The 24,310-nt window shown below is 44.4% G+C and carries 25 protein-coding genes; 10 read left to right on the forward strand and 15 right to left on the reverse strand.

Features of this window, described 5'->3' with window-relative positions:
• Positions 1 to 51 precede the first annotated feature (51 nt).
• Positions 52 to 900 (reverse strand): alpha/beta hydrolase, encoded by an 849-nt coding sequence (locus tag AACU28_RS00420; protein ID WP_076648613.1) that lies wholly within the window; start codon positions 898 to 900, stop codon positions 52 to 54.
• A gap of 193 nt (positions 901 to 1,093) precedes the next feature.
• Complete coding sequence (locus AACU28_RS00425) at positions 1,094 to 1,687, reverse strand: TetR/AcrR family transcriptional regulator (RefSeq protein WP_004732750.1); 594 nt, start codon at positions 1,685 to 1,687, stop codon at positions 1,094 to 1,096.
• Between the two features lie 160 nt (positions 1,688 to 1,847).
• On the opposite strand from AACU28_RS00425, the gene AACU28_RS00430 reads away from it, so the two are divergent.
• Together AACU28_RS00430 and AACU28_RS00435 are read left to right on the forward strand one after the other, a co-directional pair.
• A complete protein-coding gene (locus AACU28_RS00430) occupies positions 1,848 to 2,804 on the forward strand; it encodes an AEC family transporter (RefSeq protein WP_121602088.1) in 957 nt (318 codons plus the stop codon).
• A gap of 123 nt (positions 2,805 to 2,927) precedes the next feature.
• Complete coding sequence (locus tag AACU28_RS00435) at positions 2,928 to 3,968, forward strand: acyltransferase (RefSeq protein WP_121602089.1); 1,041 nt, start codon at positions 2,928 to 2,930, stop codon at positions 3,966 to 3,968.
• A gap of 116 nt (positions 3,969 to 4,084) precedes the next feature.
• On the opposite strand, the gene AACU28_RS00440 is transcribed toward AACU28_RS00435, so the two are convergent.
• On the reverse strand, positions 4,085 to 4,963 hold the full coding sequence (locus AACU28_RS00440) for a 6-pyruvoyl trahydropterin synthase family protein (RefSeq protein WP_121602090.1): 879 nt from the start codon (positions 4,961 to 4,963) through the stop codon (positions 4,085 to 4,087).
• Positions 4,964 to 5,194: 231 nt separating this feature from the next.
• Positions 5,195 to 6,034: an AraC family transcriptional regulator gene (locus AACU28_RS00445; RefSeq protein ID WP_102489213.1), complete on the reverse strand. Its 840-nt coding sequence runs from the start codon at positions 6,032 to 6,034 to the stop codon at positions 5,195 to 5,197.
• Positions 6,035 to 6,144: 110 nt separating this feature from the next.
• On the opposite strand from AACU28_RS00445, the gene AACU28_RS00450 reads away from it, so the two are divergent.
• Both AACU28_RS00450 and AACU28_RS00455 read left to right on the forward strand, forming a co-directional pair.
• Positions 6,145 to 6,621 (forward strand): YHS domain-containing (seleno)protein, encoded by a 477-nt coding sequence (locus AACU28_RS00450; RefSeq protein ID WP_017077045.1) that lies wholly within the window; start codon positions 6,145 to 6,147, stop codon positions 6,619 to 6,621.
• A gap of 260 nt (positions 6,622 to 6,881) precedes the next feature.
• Positions 6,882 to 7,517: an START domain-containing protein gene (locus AACU28_RS00455; RefSeq protein ID WP_102489212.1), complete on the forward strand. Its 636-nt coding sequence runs from the start codon at positions 6,882 to 6,884 to the stop codon at positions 7,515 to 7,517.
• Positions 7,518 to 7,550: 33 nt separating this feature from the next.
• On the opposite strand, the gene AACU28_RS00460 is transcribed toward AACU28_RS00455, so the two are convergent.
• From AACU28_RS00460 to AACU28_RS00475, 4 genes are all read right to left on the reverse strand, one after another.
• A complete protein-coding gene (locus AACU28_RS00460) occupies positions 7,551 to 8,081 on the reverse strand; it encodes a hypothetical protein (protein WP_017085018.1) in 531 nt (176 codons plus the stop codon).
• Between the two features lie 8 nt (positions 8,082 to 8,089).
• Positions 8,090 to 8,476, reverse strand: a complete 387-nt coding sequence (locus AACU28_RS00465; RefSeq protein WP_004732742.1) for an MAPEG family protein — start codon at positions 8,474 to 8,476, stop codon at positions 8,090 to 8,092.
• Positions 8,477 to 9,153: 677 nt separating this feature from the next.
• Complete coding sequence (locus AACU28_RS00470) at positions 9,154 to 9,621, reverse strand: YjiG family protein (RefSeq protein WP_004737023.1); 468 nt, start codon at positions 9,619 to 9,621, stop codon at positions 9,154 to 9,156.
• On the reverse strand, positions 9,621 to 10,358 hold the full coding sequence (locus AACU28_RS00475) for a nucleoside recognition domain-containing protein (protein ID WP_017082976.1): 738 nt from the start codon (positions 10,356 to 10,358) through the stop codon (positions 9,621 to 9,623). The genes AACU28_RS00470 and AACU28_RS00475 overlap by 1 nt, the downstream gene beginning before the upstream one ends.
• A gap of 529 nt (positions 10,359 to 10,887) precedes the next feature.
• Here AACU28_RS00475 and AACU28_RS00480 point away from each other — a divergent pair.
• Both AACU28_RS00480 and nhaD read left to right on the forward strand, forming a co-directional pair.
• A complete protein-coding gene (locus AACU28_RS00480) occupies positions 10,888 to 11,064 on the forward strand; it encodes a hypothetical protein (protein ID WP_004732739.1) in 177 nt (58 codons plus the stop codon).
• 298 nt (positions 11,065 to 11,362) lie between these two features.
• On the forward strand, positions 11,363 to 12,802 hold the full coding sequence (gene nhaD / locus AACU28_RS00485) for a sodium:proton antiporter NhaD (RefSeq protein ID WP_017085016.1): 1,440 nt from the start codon (positions 11,363 to 11,365) through the stop codon (positions 12,800 to 12,802).
• A 14-nt stretch (positions 12,803 to 12,816) separates the two neighbouring features.
• On the opposite strand, the gene AACU28_RS00490 is transcribed toward nhaD, so the two are convergent.
• From AACU28_RS00490 to AACU28_RS00500, 3 genes are all read right to left on the reverse strand, one after another.
• Entirely contained in the window at positions 12,817 to 13,203 is a 387-nt protein-coding gene (locus AACU28_RS00490; protein WP_102489210.1) for a hypothetical protein, read from the reverse strand.
• Between the two features lie 170 nt (positions 13,204 to 13,373).
• Complete coding sequence (locus tag AACU28_RS00495; RefSeq protein WP_102489209.1) at positions 13,374 to 13,856, reverse strand: methylated-DNA--[protein]-cysteine S-methyltransferase; 483 nt, start codon at positions 13,854 to 13,856, stop codon at positions 13,374 to 13,376.
• Between the two features lie 64 nt (positions 13,857 to 13,920).
• Positions 13,921 to 15,297 (reverse strand): AlkA N-terminal domain-containing protein, encoded by a 1,377-nt coding sequence (locus AACU28_RS00500; protein ID WP_121602091.1) that lies wholly within the window; start codon positions 15,295 to 15,297, stop codon positions 13,921 to 13,923.
• A gap of 236 nt (positions 15,298 to 15,533) precedes the next feature.
• Between AACU28_RS00500 and AACU28_RS00505 the strand changes: the two genes are divergently transcribed.
• Positions 15,534 to 15,737, forward strand: coding sequence for a hypothetical protein (locus tag AACU28_RS00505; RefSeq protein WP_004732734.1), 204 nt, complete (start codon positions 15,534 to 15,536; stop codon positions 15,735 to 15,737).
• A 214-nt stretch (positions 15,738 to 15,951) separates the two neighbouring features.
• On the opposite strand, the gene AACU28_RS00510 is transcribed toward AACU28_RS00505, so the two are convergent.
• A complete protein-coding gene (locus AACU28_RS00510) occupies positions 15,952 to 16,842 on the reverse strand; it encodes a LysR family transcriptional regulator (RefSeq protein ID WP_004732733.1) in 891 nt (296 codons plus the stop codon).
• Positions 16,843 to 16,998: 156 nt separating this feature from the next.
• Here AACU28_RS00510 and AACU28_RS00515 point away from each other — a divergent pair, with 156 nt between their 5' ends.
• Together AACU28_RS00515 and nagB are read left to right on the forward strand one after the other, a co-directional pair.
• Positions 16,999 to 17,352, forward strand: coding sequence for a DUF413 domain-containing protein (locus AACU28_RS00515; protein ID WP_009846107.1), 354 nt, complete (start codon positions 16,999 to 17,001; stop codon positions 17,350 to 17,352).
• Positions 17,353 to 17,955: 603 nt separating this feature from the next.
• Positions 17,956 to 18,756, forward strand: coding sequence for a glucosamine-6-phosphate deaminase (gene nagB / locus AACU28_RS00520; RefSeq protein ID WP_004732731.1), 801 nt, complete (start codon positions 17,956 to 17,958; stop codon positions 18,754 to 18,756).
• A 264-nt stretch (positions 18,757 to 19,020) separates the two neighbouring features.
• Here the strand turns inward: nagB and AACU28_RS00525 are convergent, their stop codons facing one another.
• From AACU28_RS00525 to AACU28_RS00535, 3 genes are all read right to left on the reverse strand, one after another.
• Positions 19,021 to 19,557 carry an MltR family transcriptional regulator gene (locus AACU28_RS00525; RefSeq protein WP_193835446.1) on the reverse strand — a complete coding sequence of 179 codons (537 nt, stop codon included), beginning with the start codon at positions 19,555 to 19,557 and terminating at the stop codon, positions 19,021 to 19,023.
• A 50-nt stretch (positions 19,558 to 19,607) separates the two neighbouring features.
• Positions 19,608 to 20,756: a mannitol-1-phosphate 5-dehydrogenase gene (locus AACU28_RS00530; RefSeq protein WP_121602092.1), complete on the reverse strand. Its 1,149-nt coding sequence runs from the start codon at positions 20,754 to 20,756 to the stop codon at positions 19,608 to 19,610.
• Between the two features lie 182 nt (positions 20,757 to 20,938).
• Positions 20,939 to 22,831, reverse strand: coding sequence for a PTS mannitol transporter subunit IICBA (locus AACU28_RS00535; RefSeq protein WP_102454051.1), 1,893 nt, complete (start codon positions 22,829 to 22,831; stop codon positions 20,939 to 20,941).
• Between the two features lie 570 nt (positions 22,832 to 23,401).
• On the opposite strand from AACU28_RS00535, the gene AACU28_RS00540 reads away from it, so the two are divergent.
• Entirely contained in the window at positions 23,402 to 24,268 is an 867-nt protein-coding gene (locus AACU28_RS00540) for a hypothetical protein (RefSeq protein WP_017077056.1), read from the forward strand.
• Positions 24,269 to 24,310: the final 42 nt, after the last annotated feature.

Below are 24,310 nucleotides of genomic sequence, written 5' to 3' on the forward strand. Positions count from 1 at the left end.
TTTAGCTTACGATCTTTTTACTGGCGTTCTACTGACTTGCGCTCGTTAGACTTAGCCAATCAAGTTATCAAAGCTCTCGAATACTTGTGGGCACTTCATCACTCGCCCGTGACCCTGTCCTTGAGTCGCAATCAAGGTAACGCGACCCATTTCATTAGCAGCACGCTGAGACACATCAAACTTAGTAAACTTGTCTTGCTCGTCATGAACAATGATCGTTTGAGATTCACGAAGCGCTAGCTTTCCATAGGGATCAACAGACTGAATTGGGTAGTTAAACTGCTCTTCCACTTCGCCCACGACCGCCTCAAACAACTTCATTGAGTAACCAGAACGCGCAACGCTACCAAATAGGTTTTCTAGATAATCCAACACAGGTGCAATGAGCAACAAAGGTTTGTTTTCTAGTTTAACGTGCTTACACTCCAACGCAGAAGCGGTACCCATACTGTGACCGACCAAACCTGCCACTTCCCCCACCGAATCTAGAACAGCTTCCAAACCGTTCACAAATGCAGGGATATGACCATGTACGCCATCGCTGCCACCATGAGCAGGATGATCGTAAGCCATTGCGGTAAAACCTTTAGCAGCGATGTGTTCCATTAAAGGAAAGAATTGACTCGCGGTGCCAGACCAACCATGGGTCAGTACCCAAACGGGCCCCGTACCCAAAGAGTAAGTTTTCAAAACGCCATCACGACCTTTGATTTCACTCTTAATAAGCCCTTGAGGATCGGCATTTTTCTGCTCGGTACGCATCGGAGTGAGCAGCAGTTTACGTGCCGTTTTCTTTGCATGACTCGGCGCTAAAATGTAGTGCAGATTGGTTGTAGCGCCAATCAAGCTACGCTTGAAGCTGAATTTGTTCGATGTATTGAAATAGATTTTGTCACTCATGACCGTTCCTTGTATCGCCATCATTATTGGCGGATCGAGCTCGGCCCTAAAAATCGAACGACCGTGCTATTTATTGATATAAAAAATGGCGCTACTGCGATTTATCATCGCTTACCACCACTTCTCTAAAATTTTGTTGTAAACCTTACCTCAGCAAGACTCACATGATTTGCGAGTTAACCTGCTGTATGTATTAAACCGCTTTCCAGCTAGCGACCAAGCGCTCAACACCACTCCAAAAATGAGTATGGCTCGCTTGCTGCCCTCGCAATGAGTAAAACAAGTTCGCACTTAAATACAGACCATATAACTCAAAAGTTGCCTGCTTAGGGTCTAAATCAGCCCTGAACTGTTTGCTCTCAACCGCTTTTGCTACCTGAATCGTCAAGTAATCAATCCACACTGAAATGGTTTTCTGCAGTGCCTTCTGAATCACAGAGGTTTCGCTGCCTGCATCTTTCCAAGCATCAATAAACATGCAGCTGCCTTGGAACGAGTGGTTCCAGCCCAGCCAGTTATCGAGCAGTTGTTTCAGCTTGGCTTCAATATCACCGTCGCCCAACTCTCTCGCCGGAATGATGACTCTTTCAGTGAATATGGCGTTGGAATATTCGAGTACAGAGAGTTGCAGGTTCTCTTTAGAGTTGAAGTGCGCAAACAATCCACTCTTAGACATACCACACTGCTTGGCTAATTCGCCAATCGTCAAACTTTCAAGACCATTCTCACTCGCAAGTGCAAATGCATGGCTCAAAATATACTCTTTGGTTATCTTTCCTTTGCTCATTATTCACCAATAATAAATCTGATGCTTTATTTTTAGCACGTTCGTACTTTTTTTCAAGTTTTTTACTTAACCCTTGGTATTCATTTTGTATTATCAAAGAATTGTGGAAAAATGCGACAGTATTCAAAGGAAATTGAAATCGACTAACAAAGGAAAAAGAATGAACACACTTTGGGAACAGTTTGCGTTTTCGGCGTCAGTAACAGGCCCTATCTGTTTAATGCTGTTTCTCGGTGTGATGCTCAAGCGAATCGGCTTAATCAATGACAATTTCATTGATGTCGCATCTAAGGTCGTATTTCAAGTCACTCTACCCGCGATGCTATTTCTAAGCATTGTTCAATCGAATCACAACTTTTCAGCCAGTAGCGCATTAGTGGCGTTTGGCGTCATCGCTAACTTTATCTTTTTCTTATTCACGATTTTCTCAACCAAATTGGTATTCAAAGGTTCGAAAGATCAAGGTGTGATTGTCCAAGGTGGATTCCGCGCTAATACCGCGATCATCGGCCTCGCCTATGTGGCTAATATCTATGGCAACCAAGGCGTGGCATTGGCTGCTATCTATGTCGCATCCCTAACCGTGCTGTATAACATTCAAGCCGTGATTGCACTGACCCCCAAAGGCAAAGACACTGGCGCTAAAGCCATTAAAGTCATCGTCAAGTCCATCACCAAAAACCCGTTGATCATCGCTATTTTCTTAGCGGTCGTCTTCTATGCGCTTTCAATTCCTATTCCAAAAATGGTGGCTGACGCTGGGCAATACTTTGCCAATATGACATTACCTTTAGCCCTGCTCTGTACTGGCGGGTCGCTGGATATTAGCTCGCTCAAACAAGAAAAGTTGTCGACGTGGTTCGCCTCTAGCTACAAGTTAATTGCCTCACCGTTACTGATTGCATTGGCTGCTGGGTACTTAGGGTTTGAAGGGCTCGACCTCGGGCTTATCTTTTTGATGAGCGCAGCACCAACGGCAGCAGCGAGCTATGTTATGGCTCGTGCGATGGGAGGGAATTCAACCTTGGCGGCTAACATCATCGCGCTCACGACCGTTGTTTCTCTTATCACTTGCACACTAGGTATTTTTGCACTCACCGCAATGGGTTTAATATAGCTGCGACAGGCTTCAAAAAACCGACATAAGCCCTGAAATAAAGGTCATAAGCCTTGATTTAGGACTAACTGATTGGGCAGAAAGGCTGCTAGATTTCGTAAAAATTTTACTAAGAGATCTGATATGTCTTCCGTTCAACATACGCCTTCACAACACATCGCCAGTATCGAGTTAGGCCGAGTGATTGCTATCTTGGCGATCATTGGTTTACACGGCCAAATGGCACTCACTTATTGGCAAATAGATGAAGTGCCTTGGATCGGTTATGTGCTCAACCAAACCGCTCGTTTTGCGGTCCCTCTGTTCTTCCTGGTTTCTGGCTATCTTATTCAGCCTAAGTTGGCTGCATCGCCTTGGACAACCTTCATCAACTACTCCAAACCACTGCTTAAAGTTTGGTTGGCATGGAGCATCATTTGCTTAGTGATGCCATTCAATCTCGCGAAGGTAGAAGAGTTTGGCTATCTAGGTGAACGTGAAGGCTATTGGGGTTTCTTAATGAGCACTCCTCTTAACTCATTCTTAGAGGGAGGTCTGGTGCATTTGTGGTTCATTCCAGCCCTTGTTTGCGCAGTGTTGATCATCGCTTTATTGGTTGAGTTGAAGCTCAACAAACTTCTATTACCGATCGCTATTGCACTCTATGGCTATGGTGTTTTGGCAGGAAGCTACGCAACGCTAACCGGATTAGAAGCACCCTTCTTCACGCGTAATGGCCCGTTCTTTGGCACGTTAATGGTGACCTTAGGTTTCCTTATTCGTCAGAATCAATGGAAGGTGTCGTCAACTAAAGCGTTGGGGTTATTAGCGTTAGGCATGTTGATTCACTTTGCTGAGGCGGCATGGCTCACCACGTTCGACATCGGATTCAACATGAATGATTTCTTGTTTGGCACGGCGCTATGGGGGATGGGCGTGCTTATGTGGCTTTTGGCTAATCCAAACATGGGTAACTACACTTGGGTTCGTGCCATTTCGAATCGTATGCTGGGTATTTACGTGTGCCATTTGCTGATCATTATCGTGCTGTTCAATGTCTGCGGCATACTGGGCATCACCGAATTAGCCAAAGATAGCATCGTATTCTTCGGTACCTTTATTCTGAGTTTCTTGTTGGTCGTTGGGATCGAAAAAACGCCACTGCGACGCGTGCTACTTCGCTAGCTAAAACTATCCGCTAAATCAGTTTTAAAGAGCCACAAAAAATAAAGGCAAGATAACGGATTATCTTGCCTTTATTTCATCATGTCAGTAACGAGACTGTATCACTCGTTGAAGTGTTATCGGAACGCCATTGCGCCCTTGCCAACACCTTCATAAGCGACGATTTGTAGTGATTGGCTCTCTGCTAGGCTAGGCTCAACTTGATCCGCAATATAGCCTGCCAGTAATTCCACCGTGGTATCCGTCGGCAAGATTTCTGTTTCACTCTTAGCAATCGCTAGCTCAAATTCGCCTTGAGGTGCGGTGTAGCGAAAGCCATAGTGACTTTCATCATTAACGCTTTGCGCGTGTTCACTCAGGTTAAGTGATGAAACTGAAACTTGGTCTTCTTTAGAGCCTAAATAGATGTCTTCCCAACGCTGAGCAAATGCTTGTTCGCGTTGCTCGTCACGCTGACCATCAACCGAGATTTCGACTGGAGAACGGTGGCCATGGGCGATGCGTTGGCAATTACCATCATGCTTTTTCAAACCATGTGTATAGTGGTAGAACGCGCCATTAATGTTCTCATGACGAAGGGTGATCTCTAACCCGGTGACGTTACTTGGTAGGTTATCGCGAAGGATATTGTAAACGTGTGCGGTCACACTCTCGATGGTGATCGCTTCTGCATCAATCAGGCAATATGCTTCATCAGGGCAATGTAGATGAAGACTCTTGTCACCACGCAACACATCAACCTTAGAGTAGCCCGCTTTGCTCGCTTGAAGAACAATTGCAGCGCTTTGCATTGGCAGCAGCAAACGGTGATCAACGTGCTCATCGACAAGCTGTTTGATCTGCTTTTTGACCTTACTAAAATCCAGCACCATGCTCATTTCATTAAGTTCACCAGACATGGTGACATCTAAAATCCAACTATCTCCTACGACCCCTCTGTGTTCACAGATGTATGAAGAATCGATAACGGTAAGGTCTCTTACAAATAGGTTCAAGTTGAACTCCTTAATACTTTAATGAGATACGGGAGGCTGAATAATGTCCAGCAGGCACTTCGTCTCATTGGTGTCTAGATAAAATAGGACGAGCAGGATGTTACGACAAGCTTAAAAAGTCCACCTTTTTAGACCCTCTTTTGAGAAAAGAACAAACTCTGCACAATTTCCGCTAAAACATAGACCAGCCCGATGCGAATAGCCATATCTTGGGTAAGGTTGCCGAGCGTTTCACGATACATTTTGCTTTAGCCAAAGGCGCGGTGACACCCCAGCAACATGCTGAAAAGCGCGTGAAAATCCCGAATAGCTGCTGTAACCCACTTCATCAGCGACCCAGTTGATGGGCTTATTTTGCAATAACAGGGATTGAGCCACTGAGACTCGCCACTTTTGCACATAATCTCCGGGCGTCTCACCGACTTCTCGTTTGAACGCTTCAATAAACTGAGTTCGAGACATCGCGGCCAGTGACGCCATTTCCGCAATCGAAAAATGACGAGCAGGCAGTAGGTGAACGGCCGTAACCACCGAAGCCAATCGTGGATGTGCTAGGGCTGAGAATACCCCTTGATCAATTTGCTGCTGTTCAATGAGATGACGAAAAATCAAAGCCATCAAGGCGTCACTCAACTTATCCATTAGATATTGTTGCCCTGACGATTGTTGTCCTGAAGATGCTTGCCCCGACTCTCGAAACAGCACCTCTATCACTGGCATTAAGTTAGGTGCATCCGAAAACGGAATCACTATCACGTCAGGCAGAGCAGACAATAAAGGATTCATCTGCCCTGAACGATATTCGACATTCGCACACACGACCTCAGCACCGTCTCCCACACCTTCAATCACATGTGGTGTGCTATTTGGAAGGTAAACAATGCAGGGCTGTGACAGTTGCCTGTACTCCGTGTGCGCACTAGACAAGGTCAACTCACCCGCGCTCAATACATGAAGATGCCCTTCTTTACCCTGTTGCGGCTTAAATGACGACACTCCGCACAAATTGCCAGAATAGAAAACACCGGTACGTATTGAGAAGTGTTCCATTAGTTGTGAAAGCAGATCCATGCATCCTCCGAACGATTCGCTTACTTTTAAGTTCTTTTGTCCCTCTATAGACCGGACGAGTGGGCTAAATTATTTCAAACAAGATAACCAACACTGACAAGGAACTTGATATGTCACACATGAAATCGACCAGTCAAAAAATCACTCTATTGGCCGCGTTACTAGGAACCAGCTTTTCACTGATGGCAGCAGACATCGACATGAGCGTTGATAGCAATGACATCGCGATCAAAGGCTATGACCCAGTGGCTTACTTTACTGATGCTGGTGCCGTTCAAGGTTCATCAGAATTCACTGCTACTTATAAGAACGCTATTTATCAGTTCGCAAACAGTGACAACCGAGATCAGTTCCGCACCAATCCTGAAGCTTATGCGCCTCAATACGGTGGCTATTGTGCCTTTGGTGTGGCTATGGGTAAGAAATTTGAGACCGACCCTAACGCATGGAAAGTCGAAGATGGAAAGCTGTATCTGAACTTAGACAAATCTGTACAAAAACGATGGTTGGAAGATACGCAAGAGTTCATCCAAGACGCCAACAGCAACTGGACGACAATCAAAACCGTAGAAGCCTATAAGCTTTAGTCTATAAGCTTTAACCTACAAGTTTTAGCCTAGTAACTTTAACCTTTATCCATTGCCCATTAATAAAAATGGAAGCGACCGAACGCTTCCGTTTTCATTTCGACGTTCCAAATCTTAATAAGCCTCCAGCTATTGGCATCACCACAATAAATAGCGATGCGCAGCTCAAATCAGGGAAAACCCGTCAGCCTTTAGCACGAATCAAACCCATTTCTATTCTATACTCCTAGAAGATAAGCTTTTCTTTTTATGGAAGAATAATGATATTACCTAGGATTTTTGCACTTGGGCTCTGCGCCTTATCAACACTGACTTATGCCAACCCATGGCAGTTCGTCAAAAGTGAAGACGGCATCATCATTGATAAGAGACCTCACAGTGAAGGCTTAGTAGAGATACGAGCACAAATGCAAACGCCCACCACTTATTCCGGTTTTTTACTGTTGCTGGAAGACAGCGAGAACGTGCCAAACTGGATAGACAATGTGTCGCAAAGCCGTGTCTTGATGCAGATATCTGAGGCAGAAAACATCGTCTATACCCAATTCAAAGCGCCTTGGCCTGCTAGAGATCGCGATATGGTGACCTACTCAAAATACAGCATTGAGGATGAGCAGTTTGTCTTGTCGATTAAAGATGCCTCTAACTATTTGGCGAAAGAGTCGGGGTATATTCGAATTTACGATGTGGACGCACTTTGGACGCTGCAACCGCTCACTAATGGCAATACTTACATCACCTACACCGCATATGCGAACGCAGGGGGTATTTTGCCCAATTGGTTGATGAATAAGTTATCGATAGGCAGTGCGCTGAGCACGTTTAAGGGGCTGAAAGAACAGCTACCAAAATACCAAGGCCAGCAGCACCCCAACCTGCCAAGTGAGTCTCGTTAGCGGTACAAGTAAATAGGTCAATAAGGTTAAAGACTAAGGTCTTCTTGCTAGATCGCGAGCTAAGATAAGCGCTAAACCAAACACCTGAAGAAACAGGGCGATGTTCTTATAGAAAGCCATTTTCTCATCAAGCCTTTGGATCAACTCAACCAAGGTCAGATTATCCAAATAGTAGTCATCAATACGTGATCGTTGCGCTTCTTGGGCATTGTTTATCAGCATCATAAGCTTAGGTAAGTTAGCCAACGAGATGGCCGGCACCTCGTCACTCACCCAGCTTCGAAGTTGTCCGCGAAGCGCTTCATCAAGAACAGTGGCAGGTTGAGCGATTTCTGGGGATAGCTTATCAAGGTGAATCAGAATCGCTTCACGCTTACGCTCTAAGGTTTCGATCGTATTCCAGGACAGTTGTATAGAATACACATTGCCGTATTTACGATCGTTGTATTCCGATTTCTCCGCTTCAATTTTGTCCAACACCAAGCTCGACATGACAATCGCCATGATGTTGAGTATTAGCCCTGCAAGGACAATCGCCCAAGCAGGAGGAAGGCGCAATGCCATAATGCTCCCTAGAACATTTTATCAAAAGGTAGGTAAGCTAAGTTTAGGACAATCAAGGAGATCATGCAGATAAGCGTTAACACCATACCCACTTTTCTGCCTTTGAAATTCTTCGCTAAGATCCCTTTAGCGTGAATCACTCGCCCCAGAATAAACGCCACACCAATGACATGAATAAGCCACACACCAGCCCCATTCATCTCTAGCAACCCCATCAAAATCACCGTGATTGGGATGTAATCCATCGCGTTACTTTGTGCCGAACGTGCTATCTGTAACGACTCAACACCGCCATCGGCATGAGCAACAAGATTGATTCGTCTTTGCTTAATAACTTCAATCGCCAACCAAATCATTACGACTGTCAGCAGAGCTGCGTAAAGTGCTGTAACCATCATATTTCCCTATTGTTTTGTCTTAACTCAGTGTTCTTTTCTATCTTTTCGACATTAACCGCCAAGATAAAATGATAATCACGCCCGAGCACTTGTAAGAGATCTCTCACACCGAACGTAAGAGATCACAATCAAGCTTCGCAGAAAATTCCTAAAATACAAACCCAACCCCTTGTTTTGTATGAATCCACGCATATTTCTTTCGGCTAGTGAGTACATTTATTTCTTGAGGTGGATTGTGAGTAAAGCCTCTGCAGTGTTTAATACACATGTCGACAGGGAGTTGGCAGGAACAGGAAAAAGCCTAACGGATTAGGTATCTTCTGGATGAAGATTTGATGGCTTAGGATGAGTTATCAGCAAGGAAGTTTTGCTCTAGGATAGAGTCGCTTGTCAGGATGATGAGTTAGCAAGGACACCGCTAGGAAGGCGATGAATTGGATAGGTTAAAGGATTTAGCCACGTCAAGGAACGATGCAGGGAGCACCAGTTACCTATTGAAAGATAAGTAACGCGCAGTAGCAGGATGGCTACGAAAAGAATAGACCCCGTTTGGTGAAAGCCAAACGGGGTTTCCTTTTTTGTAACGTCTAAAAGCTGTTAGCAGCTAACCGTTAATAGCAGCTAACCGTTAATAGTAGCTAACCGTTAAAAGTAGCTAACCGTTAAAAGTCACGTTACAAAATAATGTTCATCAAGAACATTGCACCAAAGGCATTCAATACCGAAATTGCGATCATCACCGGGATATAACGACCTTCAGTACCAATTGGTCCCATAATACGACCCATGTATTGCACCTGAGAGCCCATCAAGTAGATAGCTGGCGCCAAGATAGCGATATGGTTGCCGTTCAGAATGCCTTGGTCAAACAGCGTGATAACCACACCCACAGCACCACCCATCGACATCCACGCACCAATCAATACTGCTGCCGCTTCACCAGGTAAACCAAATACCGCCATGATTGGAGCAAAAACACTGCCCATCAAATCCAGCGCACCGGTGATCTGCAATGCCTTGATGATCACAAACGCCATCAGAACATTCGGTACCGTAGAGGTAGTCGCAATAACCCAGCCTTTCTTAGCACCTTCAACGAAAATATCAGTAACCATTGGTTTCTTTGCTTTAACTTCGCTCATTATGCTACTTCCTCTTCCAGTTTTTGTTCTTTGTCTGATTTTGGTTTGTCTTCTTTGCCTTCAGTAATGTTGAGGTAAATACGGAACAGGTTCGCACCGACAAACTTGAAGATGAACATCACAGCCACAGCCAAACCAATTGACGATGTTACCGCCAAAGAACCATCCATCGCCGTTAGAGTGAACAGAACCGCACCTGAAGAGAAAAAGTTAACGATCGCCGCGCCCGCCGTAAACTGGAACATGGTGAAGACATCGGTTTCACGCTTAGTCAGATGCCCTTCATCTTTCAGCTGCCTCGTCATCGCTGCACCCGCATCGGTACTTTGCAAAGAAGCAATCAGTGCCAAGCCTGAGTTACCCGGAATACCCATTAGAGGGCGAAGCAGAGGTGTCAGTAGTTTACGAGCCGCGTCCAGTGCACCGTAGTGCTCAAGTACGTTGATCATACCCAGTGCAAACATCACGGTCGGAATAAGTGTCAAAGCAAAAATGAAACCGTCGCGAGCACCACTACCGCCTTTACCACGCAGTGACGTTGTTGCCGCTTGGATACCATCGGCCGTTTCACTGACATCGTAAGCGACCTTACCAAATGAACCGTTGAGCGTTGTAAAATCGAGCACTCCATACCATTCATTGGACTGCATTAAGCCTGAAAAGAACACAATCGCGAATGCGAGTGCGATATAGCTGCCGATCGTAACTTTACGATCGGTTTTAGTTGGATTAGTCATAAGGACCTCTATACATCTCGTTTATGTGGAACAGAACACGTATAGATAGTGCAAACTAATGAGCAATAGGTTAATGACCAAAATCAAATAGCGTATCGGTTTAAACAAAAGAACCACAGCAACATATAAAACTGTGATTTAGATTTAAAAGCAGAGGTATACGCTAAAATAATTAGAATATTTCACATACAAAACTAAACAAAATTCGCTTCAACAGCGCAACCAAAAACGCACACAATCACCACACAAATAAGGTTTCAAATGACAGGTTTTTACCTAGTCTGATCTCTGATAATGATGTAAGTGATCTCTTACATGCTTTTTTTGTTCAATTTTAATTCGATTATAATACAGCGGCTTAAATCGTGGTTACGCTTCTAAAATGCAATCGTTTACCTATTGTTGGTCGAGTTTTGAACCATGGCTAAACCGTGAGCCATTTTATAAAGAATTTGAGCTTAATTCGAAATTTCAGCCCTTAGAGGTGCTATAGACTTCGCGCTGCCAATATCGAAGGAGAACGGTGGTGATGATGATGGAAATGAGAACGCTTAAATATCAAGTAATGGGCAAAGGCATGTGGATCACTGCAACGGTATCTCGCGCAGTAGCGGACAAACTTGCGCTGGAATATCAATCCTACGGCTGGCCTGTTGAAGTATGTGCCGCAGAACAAACACTGACGTTTGATCTCAATGCTGCATAATATTGGCAATGGCGAATAAGCTCTATCGGTACTAAACCCGGTAGGGCTTTTTCCCTAACCTCTATAATCTCTATTTCTCTATTTCTCTATGATTGACGAGTTGCCGATGATCGACCGTTTTCCTATGAACGATGGGTTCCTATAATCGACGGCTTTCACTGTGACCTCACGTTTTCACCCGATCTACTGTTTTCTATATAATCTATTGAATTATTAAGATATCTATCACACTGCACATGGTTATTTAGGTCTACGCTTTTACCCGTGTTAATAACTTATTAACTTCGGAGCGTAATCCATGTTAGGTATCCAGCTTTCTGCTGTTCTCTCTTTATTATTTTTTTCTACGGTAGCAGGCGCTGCCACTTCTCAGTTGGGAGAGCCACTTAAGCTAACCAGTTCATTTGCTGGCTACCTATCGCTGACTATTTTCGTTGTCGCTTACATCGTTGTGATGATGGAAGAATACCTAAAGCTCCGAAAATCCAAGCCGGTTTTACTTGCTGCGGGCCTGATCTGGATCATCATTGGCTTCACCTACCAAGAACACAACCTCACTGAGGTAGCGAAACAAGCGCTCGAACACAACCTGCTGGAATATGCCGAGCTATTACTCTTTCTGCTCGTCGCCATGACATACATTAGTGCTATGGAAGAGAGAAGACTGTTTGATGCGCTGCAAGCGTGGATGGTAGGTAAAGGCTTCAATTTCCGCTCTCTGTTCTGGATAACCGGTATTCTGGCCTTCTTTATCTCGCCGATTGCCGACAACCTTACGACAGCTCTATTGATGTGTGCCGTTGTTCTCAAGGTTGCAGGCTCTAACCCTAAATTCGTTAATCTCGCTTGTGTGAATATCGTGATAGCCGCCAATGCTGGCGGCGCGTTCAGTCCATTCGGCGACATCACAACGCTCATGGTATGGCAGGCTGGTTATGTGAGTTTTAGTGAGTTCATTCCTTTGTTTATCCCTTCGGTGATGAATTACCTCGTCCCTGCGTTGATCATGTCTTATTTTGTACCCACGACTCAGCCCGACACGGTTCATCAACACGTTGAATTAAAACGTGGTGCAAGACGAATCGTATTTTTGTTCATCATGACAATAGCGACCGCAGTTGCTTTCCATGCCGTACTCCACTTCCCTCCTGTGATGGGGATGATGATGGGGCTCGCCTACCTGCAGTTCTTTGGTTATTACTTACGTAAGACTTTACCCAACTCACTCGCGAAGAAAAAAGCGGTGGCGATCGCCAATAACGATGAAGGCGCCCTGAAACGACTGGGGTCTGTTGTACCATTCGATGTATTTCGAAGAGTTTCGCATGCCGAATGGGACACATTGCTGTTCTTCTACGGTGTCGTAATGTGTGTCGGTGGCTTGAGTTTACTTGGATACTTGGAGTTAGCCTCGGGCGTGATGTATAGCCAATGGGATCCAATTTGGGCCAACGTCATGGTGGGGATCTTATCGGCTATTGTCGATAACATTCCGGTGATGTTTGCCGTGTTATCCATGGAACCCCAAATGTCGATGGGCAACTGGCTACTGATCACCTTAACCGCAGGTGTCGGTGGTAGCTTGTTATCTATAGGCAGTGCAGCAGGTGTGGCATTGATGGGGGCAGCGCATGGAAAATACACCTTCTTTGGACATCTGAAATGGATGCCAGTGATCATGATTGGCTATGCCGTCAGTATCGCCGCTCACCTATGGCTGAATGGCGATCTTTTCTAATTCGGAGATCTTTTCTAATTCGAACTGTCTTTCAAAGGCTTCTCAACAAGTGTCCAGACGTTACTCAATTGTATCGCTGGGCATTGGTTGCAAGTTAGCATCTCGCCCTGTTGTTGAATGCGCATCACTAGTCTAGAGTCAGTTCGACTGCTTCCAGAATTGAACTCAATGGTGATCAAGTCATCATCAACACGATAGGTTCGAGTAACGGACTTATCCGCTGTTTGATAAGTCACTTGCCCGGATTCAAAAAGTAGATAACTGTCATTATCTGCGTTCTCATACATACCTTTGAACAGAGCAAGCTGTGGAAGCTCGAAAGGTCGGCTGGTATCAGTTAAACAACCGGTAAGCAATAATACAGAGCTGCAGCCAGATATAAGTAAGGGGAATCTATTCATTTGGGCATCCTTGCCTAGAGAACATAGTCAAAGAATATGCAACCAAATCGATATTTTCCAGAAAGCGTTGATTTTAATGCAAAGTCACATTTTAAGAACCACTAGTTTTCACCATGAGTGATACGTGATCCTCGGTCTGCATCTCGACAGGCTCATTGCTAAATCGCTTGCTAGTCTTGCTCTCTTCCCTCTATCACCAATAAGCGCTGTTTACGTTCTACACCACCCGCATACCCGGTCAGCTTGCCATTTTTACCAATCACACGGTGACACGGCACAATCACTGACACCGGATTTTTTCCATTCGCTAAACCCACGGCTCGCACCGCTTTGGGGTTACCAATCGCGTCGGCCAATTGTGCATAGCTCCATGTTTCTCCATAAGGAATGGTAGTAAGAGCCTGCCAAACCGACTGCTGAAACGGAGTGCCTTTTGCGGCGATCGGCACAGAAAACTGGATTGATTCACCAGCAAAATAACGATTGAGCTGATCGGTGACCAATTCAAAGATCGGAAAGCCATCATCTTGAACGCCTAACTGTTCTGGCTTGGTGGTGTATGTTTCAAACCAAAGGCCGAGCAGCCCTTCATCGTTCGCCTGTAAAGTCACGGTGCCCAATGGGCTCTCATAATAAGTAAATCGGTTAGCCATAATATCTCCTAGCCTGCTATTGCATATGTTTGTGGGTTGCAGATGTTTGTGGGTGCTCTTTCTATTAAGACTGATTCCAACAATGGAACGTGGCGTAACTTCCCCAAGGCGAAACGCTCTCTGCATTAATGGCAGGTCGATGCTCAATGAACTTCTTCACCACCAAATCACCAACCAACAGGTGGTTAGGTTCGCTTAACCCACGAAGCAGTGCGTATTGAATCGTCCAAGGCCCAATGCCCTTTAGCTCAATCCACTTAGAAGGGTGCTCAGCTTCATTGTCGACCATGTATTCGGCAAAACGCTTTAAGGTCTCTTTACGGCTTCCCGGCATTCTTAAGAAGCTGACATCAGCCTCCGCTATCTGTTTCGGTGTTGGGAAGCAAACATTCTCATGTTCATCAGAAAGCTCTTTCACCAATAAGTTAAGCTGCCCAATCGCCGCGGTTACCGAAACTTGCTGCCCTAGAATCGCCCTAACTCCGGCTTCCCAAGCACTCCACACGCCAGGAATGCGGATGCCACTCTTAGCCACTAAGTTGGGGTCAATGGTTGTAAAGAAGGCCTCGACCTTGGCAATATCGACATCAAGGTCGAACATGCGTCGAATGTTAGCAATCAAGCTTCTTAACTGGCTTATATCGTCCAACTCAAATTCAATATCTAAGCGGTTCTCTTTGGCCAAGGTGGCCTTGAACCAACCCTTTGACCCATTAACATTCACTGTGCGTTTGTAATAATCTTCGCCAACGTCTTCTAAGCCCTCAATCATTCTTCGTCGATAAAAACCCAACAAGTGGTTCCAATCTAAAGGCCCATGAAAGACTAGCTGAATATGATTGCTCAGGTTTTCACTTAGCTTTGTTCGTCGGATTTGGCTTGGCGAGAGCTGCAGCTCTTTTAGAAAGGCATCATTGAAACGACGCGTACTATTAAAACCACTCGCAAAGCCAACATCGGTAATGCTCATGCTACTGGTGTGCAGCAACTGTTTGGCAAACATCAATTGGCTATAAAGGCTATATTGCTTCGGCGACACGCCGATGTAATTGTCGAATAAGGTTCGTAAATAACGGTCGGAAATACCTAATCGAGTGGCAAGGTCGACGATTGACCCTGAGTTCAGCGCACCATGATCAATCAACTGTAAAGCACGCAAGAAAGTCGTTTCAACACCTTTCCAAGCTGGAGAAAAAGGTGCGCTGTCTGGCCGGCAACGTAAGCATGGGCGATACCCAGCCTTCAAGGCTTGAGCTTGATGAGAAAAATACTCGACATTTTCTTCTTTGGGCGGGCTTGCTGGGCAAATCGGACGACAAAAAATTCCGGTGGTTTTTACCGCCGTAAAAAACATCCCATCAAAGCGAGCGTCTCGCGCATATCGAGCCAAATGGCACTGCTCACTCGTTAACGTACTGTTGTGATGAATATTTCTCGACATGCTGTGCTCTTCCCATTTGCCATAACTTTTACTCCGATACCTAAAAGTTTACCGTGAACTGTCATTGTCGCTAGCCACTTTCGGAACTGAAGGTTAGATAAATCACAAAAAAGGGTTTTCTTTTTACGCAATTCGACTAAATTTAACCTTGAGAAGAAACTCTTCTCACAACGTCAACGATAGGTACTTAGCACACTAAGATGCAGAGACCTGTCGAATATAAAAAGGAAAAGGCTATGGTTCTTCACACGTGTCGTATTGTTTTATCAAACCAACAGGTTCTCACCAGTCAATCAGTAGAGCAGTCTCTCAGCTTTCTTGAAGACGAAGCGAGTAAGGGGATTTCTAAAATTGAGATTGACGCAACGGATGGCAATCAAATCCATTCATACCTGTCACACTCTCTTGAAGAGTCTATTGAGAATCTAATGAATCTCTAGAATTTTCGAAGAATAGTGCTTTGAAGTGATAGGGCTTTTAAAAAAGGTTACGCATACCAGGCTTAAACTGATTTATCCGAGTTAGGGTTATCTCTGATTTGGCAATGAAGATCATCTCTGGTTTAAAACGAAAATGGCTCCTAACTATACAATTAGTTAGGAGCCATTTTTTATTGAATCTAATCAACAAAGCCGTTGCTTACCGCGAATGCCGTTACTCTGGTGCTTGTTCAGCGGCTTGTTGCAACGTATAAGCGGTCGATGGATCAATCTCGTTAACCAGTTTCTCGACCTGCATGATCGCATCAACCGAGGTACTGCTTTTACGGTAGCTGAGATAAATTGGGCGATACCAATCTTCTACCCCTTTCACCTTATGCAGCTGACCCGAATCGATAAAAGGTTCAACCATAGAAACAGGTAAATAGGCACTGCCACCTTTCTCTAAAATGAAATCGAGGGCAATACGAGCCGTAGAGGTACGTAAATACGGAGCTGGAACTTTAGGGTGACGTTCTGCGTGTTCTGAACCGAAGCGCGTTCCCCAATCGACATACACATACTTATGTTGGAACACAGATTCCAGATCATCTTGCTGCGTTGATACCAACACCAAAACCAAATCAGCGACTTTTTTACAGTTCAGCTCTTCCGCTTTAATTTGATCGAAGGCGAAAGCCATATCTAAGGTTCGCTCTAGCAAATTACGGTTCAGTTGCTCGCGCCCCATCACCTCAGCCATAAAGCCATAACCACCAAACGAATCGGTCACTACGCTTAAACAGTTTTGCAGATACGCATCCCAAATATTCGGAGTGCCACCTAGTGTTAACTGCAAGGCTTTTCCACTCTCTAACGACAGCTCAAACTTGGCTTGTTGTAAAGTGGATACCATCACTTCAGCATAACCAATCAAACGCTCACCGGAAGAGGTAAGCTTGATGTTATTACGGTCACGAATGAAGAGCTGAGTATCAAAATAGCCTTCAAGCTGTTTGATCCGCGCACTCACCGCTGCTTGTGTTAAATACAAGTTTTCAGCTGCGCGCCCAAAGTGGCGCACCCTTGCAACCTCAAGAAAGGTTCTAAATACTTTCACATCCATCAAAAATACATCTCTGTAATAAATCTGCTAACTAGCCGATCTAGGATTGTTTATCGTAAAGGCAAAAACGTTTTGTTTCCTATTTTAGCCTTTTAACAATATTTTCGCGTGAGCAATAAACACTAATTTCTATCTAACCACATTACTGAGGCTGATATGTCTGAGACCGAATTCCGACACGGAAAAAAACGTTTTTATGACACCATTAAATTCCCACGAGGGTTCGCTAAGTCAGGTGATTTTACTCTTTCAGAAGAAGAAATCCTAACCTTGTTTGGCGACACTATGCTTGCACTTGAGACTGGTGAACTAACACCGACCAATGCTGAAGAAAGACATTTCATCAAAGTATTGGCTCACCCTCATAAGGCTAAGTCCAAGTTAGACCGTGTTTGGTTGAAGTACATTCAACTGGCTCGTGGACGCCGTCGCTTTCATACCCTAAACGGCTGCAAACGCGGTGAAGTGCCTAGGGAAGAATACGAAAGAGAGTTAGTGTTAGAAGATTAGTAAAACTGCTCAAAGTGATACCTAATCACTTTGGGCTTTTTTCATAGCATATTAGCGGCAACTTAAAACAAACACGCATCTTCTTCGTAATTAGTAAGTTTAGCCAACCTGTCCAGTTTTACCAATATTTATAGAAAATTCATAGTGATAGCTTTGAATAATCACTATTCTTAAATATACCCATGCTCATTCACGCCTGTCGGTGATACTTCCTCACTTTTTCTCCTCTTTTTTGCACGGCAGTACCACATAAGCATCACTCTTTGATCATACGTCCATTGCACTCCTGACCACCCATCCAACCACTCATCCACTCATCCACTCATCCACTCATCCACTCATCCACTCATCCACTCAACAAAGTTTGTTGGCCTTTCAGACCCTGAATCAAACCCACCGGACGATATATGACAAACGTATTAATCTTGTTTAACGCTACCAAATATCCATACAATAATTGTGCAAATTTGAGAGTTCTAGTCACAGATACGACGAAAAAAGCAAAAACTTGACCTAAAACAATAGCGGAATTTAATAACTTATTTTATAATGCGAATTAATGTTTCAGAACACTATAAAATTTTATTTCTAGGGGCAAAATCAATGAGACTTATTCCATTAAGCAACAAAGCTAAAGTAGGTAAATGGGCTGCTCGTCACATCGCAGATTCTATCAACAAATTCGCTCCTACTGCTGAGCGTCCATTTGTACTAGGTCTTCCTACTGGTAGCACACCTCTAACTACTTACGCTGCGCTAATTGAGCTACACAAAGCTGGCGAAGTAAGCTTCAAGCACGTTGTAACATTCAACATGGATGAGTACGTTGGTATCGACCCTAACCACCCAGAGTCTTACCGCACATTCATGCACGAGAACTTTTTCAACCACGTTGATATCCAAGCAGAAAACATCAACCTGCTAGACGGAAAAGCTGAAGACATCGATGCTCACTGTGCAGCATACGAAGAGAAAATCCGTTCATACGGCAAAATCAACCTGTTCATGGGCGGCGTAGGCATCGACGGTCACATCGCATTCAATGAGCCAGGTTCTTCTCTATCTTCACGCACTCGTATCAAAACGTTGACTGAAGACACTCGTATCGCGAACTCTCGTTTCTTCGATGGCGACATCAACCAAGTTCCTAAATACGCACTAACTATCGGTGTTGCTACTCTTCTAGATTCTGAAGAAGTAATGATCCTTTCTCTAGGCCACAACAAAGCGCAAGCGCTTCAAATGGCTATCGAAGGTTCTGTAAACCACATGTGGACTGTTACCGCTCTACAGATGCACCGTAAAGCTATCATCGTTGCTGATGAGCCAGCTCAACAAGAGCTAAAAGTTAAGACTCTACGCTACTTCCAAGAGCTAGAAGCTGAGAACATCCAAGACCTATAATCGATTGTCTTGAATAAAAAGGCGTTTTTAATAGAAAGAGCGTCTTGAATAGAAAAAGCCACTGAGTGTGGCTTTTTTTGTACCTGCTACTTTTGTATTTGATAAGCGGGGGAAAGTGTCGAGAGTTTTTGATAGACACAAAAACAACAAAGCGATTTCCCCAACGAGAGAAACCGCCATCATTTTAAGCTTTGGATTGAAACGAACGAACAGCTACAAGATATGTAGGATGTGAAACAAGATAAGCAGAACTGCAAACTAGAACTAAGAACTCAGTGCGTTATCTCGGCATAAGGTCGTGATAATGTCAGTGATCGCCAAAACGATCGTCGACTTCACTTTCTGATTGTGTCGACCCAAGAACATTTGAAGCATTGGGCCCGACATGGTTTCCACCATCTCCGAGTCATATTCGATAGGCATTATGCGTTGAATCGCCTGCACCTTGTTGAGCTCAAATATAACGTCGACTTCTGTGAAACTGGTGTCTTCACCCTGTATTTTCGCCCACTCTTTCAAGGTAACGAAAATCTCTAAATCATCGTAGAGCTCTTTACTGATCACACCAAGCCCTAATAGCAGCTTAGCGCGGATCATAATCTCGCCCAACGGACCGCCACTGTTGAGAAGTGGTTCAACAACAAATTTAATTGCCGTGTCGTCTTTCTTGAAAATGTTTTTTAATACGGCATCTACCGTGTCGTCCAATGCATCGTAAGCCGCCATTAGACAGGCGCTAGCGCTCTCAGCTTCAGATAGGGCTTCGAGTAATTCAGTTTCGTGGCTAGTTTGTATTGGCATAACGGCTCGACAATAAGAAAGTGCCACTGGTGTGGCACTTTGATGGTTTATCATTTCAATGCTAGATAAGCTTCTTCCGCTAGTTTAACAACTTCTGAGTCACTATTCAGCTCAGAATAATGCGCTAATGTCTCAGCAAACCCTTTTTCTGCGAACATTGCTTGAAGTTCAACCGCTTGTGGGTCGTCTTCATTCTTGTAATGGAACGCAGCTGCGATTGCTTTTACTAAGTGAACATTCGGTAGGCCGTACTCTAATGTGCCATTCAAAGGCTTAACTAGGCGGTCTTGTGGGCTCAGTTTACGAATTGGCTGACGGCCAACACGGTCTACTTCATCACGTAGGAACGGGTTAGCAAAACGACCAAGAATCTTTTGGATGTAGGCAGCGTGAGCTTCTGGATCAAAGCCGTAACGCTGAATTAGAACCGCACCACTCTCTTCCATCGTTGCTGTTACTTCAGCTCGGATTACGTCATCTTCGATAGAGTCTTTGATTGTCTCGTGACCTGCAAGCACACCAAGGTATGCCGTTACCAAGTGACCCGTATTTAGCGTGAACAATTTACGCTCAACGAAAGCCATTAGGTTGTCAGTGCATTCCATACCTGGGATGTTTGGAATCTCACCCTTAAATTGTGTTTGATCTACGATCCACTCGCTGAACGTTTCAACGGTTACGGCTAGAGGATCTGTTTCGCCCGCTTCTGCCGGTGGAACAATACGGTCGACCGCTGAATCTACAAAGCCAATGTGCTCTTCAGTAAAGGCTTTCATTTCATCAGAAAGGTGCTCTAACACTGCTGCTTTTAATTGGCTAGTACCGCGAACCATGTTCTCTGCCGCGATAATGTTCATTGGTGCCGTGTTGTTTGCTGCTGCACGCTTTTCAATGCCTTGAGCGATAGATTTAGAGATGATTTTAAGAACAGTAGGGCCAACGGCTGTCGTCACAAGATCAGACTCAGCGATGCAATCTACTACAGCGCTTGTCGCTGAGTTTACTGCTGTCACGTTCTTAACCATTTCGACAACACACTCTTCGCCAACAATCTTAACTGGGTATTCTTGGCGTTCAATTAACGCATTTACAACCGTTTCATTTACGTCAGCAAACGTAACCTTCATACCTGCATCAGAAAGAAGCTTACCAATGAAACCACGACCGATATTACCTGCACCAAAATGTAACGCTTTCATAATTTTGACCTTATAAATATTTGAATCTAGATAGCTAACGGCTCAACAACATACCTTGACGATGTGCCCTAGGCATTAAGCAGTAAGCTATTCAGACTGAATCTTGTAAGAAAGATTGAGACCGAAATGAGGCCAGTAGGGGGATACTGGCCTCCTTCACTCAGGAGCTTGACTAGAGCTTTTTAGTTTCCGTTGAGAATACGTAGAACATCAGCAGGGTTTGTTGTGTTCTGTAAGCATTCCACAGCTTCTTCATCATCGAGTGAATTGGTAATAGCCATCAGCACCATGTTGTGCTCATCGCCTTGTGCGGCAATACCGATAACCATCTTCGCGATATCATCTTCATCTTCGCCCCACTGAATACCTTCAGGGTACTGACAGAAAACAATGCCGGTTTTTTGTACATATTGTTTCGCTTCGATTGTGCCGTGTGGCACAGCGATAGACTCACCTAGGTAAGTAGACACAAGCTCTTCACGAGCAAACATGCCGTCTACGTATTCCGGTGATACGTTGCCAAGTTTTACTAATTGTTCGCCAGCAAACTTGATTGCGTCTTCTTTCTGAGTCGCTTTTAGGCCAAGGAAGATGCTGTCGTCAGTAAGTGCAAGCTTGTTGCCTTCTTGTGCTGCAGCTGCAGCAGGCGCCGGAGCTTCTACTTTCGCTTCACCACTTTGAGCATCGACAAGCTCAGCAACTAGTTGGTCGTATACGCCGCCGTCTAGGAAGTTGCTTAGAGACATATGCATCGCACCTGGCACAGTGCTACGAGCACGGTCTGTTAGGTCTTTATGCGTAATAACGATTTGCGAATCAGCCGGTAGGTTGTTGATTGCGTAGTTGGTCACTTCAATGTCTAGGCCAGCTGTTGCTACTTTTTTACGAAGTAGACCAGCACCCATTGCACTTGAACCCATACCCGCATCACACGCTACATAAACAGCTTTAACATCCGCTAGGTTTACATCAGCGCCTGATGCTGCACCTTTAGAAGACGCTTTCATGTCTTTCATCTGTGCAGACGCTTTTTCTAGTGAGTCTTCGTCATCACCTTGAGCTGAAGTCTTAAGTAGGATTGAAGCTACGATGAAAGACACAGCCGTTGCAGCGATTACAGAAAGTACAACACCGATGTAAGAGCCTTTAGGTGTCATCAACAAGATAGCGAAGATAGAACCTGGTGATGCTGGAGAGATAAGGCCAGAATCGAACACTACGTTAGTGAATACACCCGCCATACCACCTGCAATTACAGCAAGGATTAGACGTGGGTTCATTAGAACGTAAGGGAAGTAAATTTCGTGGATACCACCTAGGAAGTGGATGATAGATGCACCAGCAGCAGACTGCTTCGCGCTACCTTTACCAAACACCATGTAAGCAAGCAGAAGACCAAGACCCGGACCTGGGTTTGCTTCGATTAAGAAGAAGATTGAACGACCAATCTCTTCGGATTGCTGGATACCTAGTGGAGAGAAGATACCGTGGTTGATTGCGTTATTTAGGAATAGAATTTTCGCAGGTTCAACAAAAATAGATGCTAGAGGTAATGCACCTGCTTCTACCATTGCGTTTACGCCAGCAGCAAGTCCGCCAGATAGAATCTTAACCGCAGGACCAATCACGATGAACGCGATGATCGCACAGATCATGCCGATGATACCCGCAGAGAAGTTGTTCACTAGCATTTCGAAACCACTCTTCACTTTACCGTGAACAGCTTCATCGAATTTCTTAATTGCGATACCACCTAGTGGACCCACAATCATTGCACCCATGAACATTGGGATATCAGTACCAACGATAACACCCATTGTCGTGATGGCACCCACTACCGCACCGCGGTCACCACCAACCATTTTACCACCGGTGTAACCAATCAATAGTGGCAGTAAGTAAGTAATCATAGGGCCAACCATTGATGCTAACGTTTCGTTAGGCCACCAACCGGTTGGGATGAATAGTGCAGTAATGAAACCCCACGCAATAAATGCGCCGATGTTTGGCATTACCATATTGGATAAGAAACGACCAAAGTTTTGAACCTTAATCTTTGCTTCTGGTGATAACATAGGTAGAACCCCGTAATGTATTGGTTGGTCAAATGACCGAAAGTGTGTACTCAAAAGTCGATTAAAATGTATCACAACATTTCCAAAATGCACCTTAGCCCAACTTTCGTGACAACCATCACACACGAAAAACACTTTAGGGTTAACAAGAGCACTTTAGATCACAAAAACACCATGAATTTAAATTACAAAGCCAAATCAATGAGAATAAATATCATTAACACAAGATCTAGATCACACTTTATTTTGTAATACTTAAAAATAAATAGTGATCAAAATCACACTTAATAAAATATAGCATCTAAGATCTATATAAACCGTATAAAAGAACATCGTGTCACGTATAGAAAATATGCACCCAGATGAGCAAAATCGCTAATTGTGTAATTTAATTACAAAAATAACCACATTTCCCACAAAATCAAAACCAGACATGACTTTCTACTAAAAACATAGACCAGTGAGCTGCAGTTGGCATTAGTAGATGTGATATGGTATTCACCAGTGCTATCACATCATGTATCTCTCCAACACCCATCAGCGGATCACTCTGCTATTTGAGAAAAGACTATGTCAGACAAAATTTCCACATCCGCACTCGCTAAACAAAAAGGCATAGAAGCTAAAACTTTATTTAGCGATCTAAAAACAGCGGGTTATATCGTGCGCTCACAAGAGCGCTGGGTTCTTACAGAGCGAGGAGAAAGCTTTGGTGGGGAATATGTCGAACATAAGAAGTTCGGTGTCTTTATTGTCTGGCCAGAGAAACTGCTTATCGATTTGGATTCATTCTCAGGAAACACATTGACCGCCACTCAGCTCGGCGGTGCCTTTCAACTCAGCGCAAAGAAAATCAACTTATTGCTCAATGAGCTTGGCTGGATAACAAAAGAAGACGACGGCTGGCATGTCACCTCTACAGGCTTAAAAGCCGGTGGTGAACAAAGAGAAGATAAAGCGACTCAAAACTTATTCGTGGTATGGCACGACTCACTGGTTCGCAATAAACGTTTGAAGCAGTCTGTTGTTGAATTCCTAGGGCATGATGCTGAAAGCCACTCTACTGATGTGTCATTTTCCAGTTTTCGTCAAAAATTTGAAGCGAAGCACCGAAGCTTAGATGGGCATTATGTTCGTTCAAAGGGAGAGCTGATCATCGATAACTGGCTTTATATGGCGGGAGTGGTTCATGCGTACGAACGTCCGCTGCCGATCTCAAAAGAAGTAATGAGCGATTTCTACCTGCCAAGCGGCAAGGTATACATTCAGTTCTGGGGAACAGATTCAGGCCCTATAGAAGAAGACAAACGAAATGCGACCAAGAAAATTTACCAAGAGCACGGTTTTAGCTTGATTGAACTTAACCCTGAAGATATCCCAAACCTCGACAGCGTACTTCCCTCTTTATTACGCCAATATGGAATAAAAGCGTACTAACTGGCTGATTGTCGAAAACCAACACACATCCAGATCACACTA

The sequence above is a fragment of the Vibrio sp. SBT000027 genome (assembly GCF_963894355.1).
GTDB lineage: Bacteria > Pseudomonadota > Gammaproteobacteria > Enterobacterales > Vibrionaceae > Vibrio > Vibrio splendidus.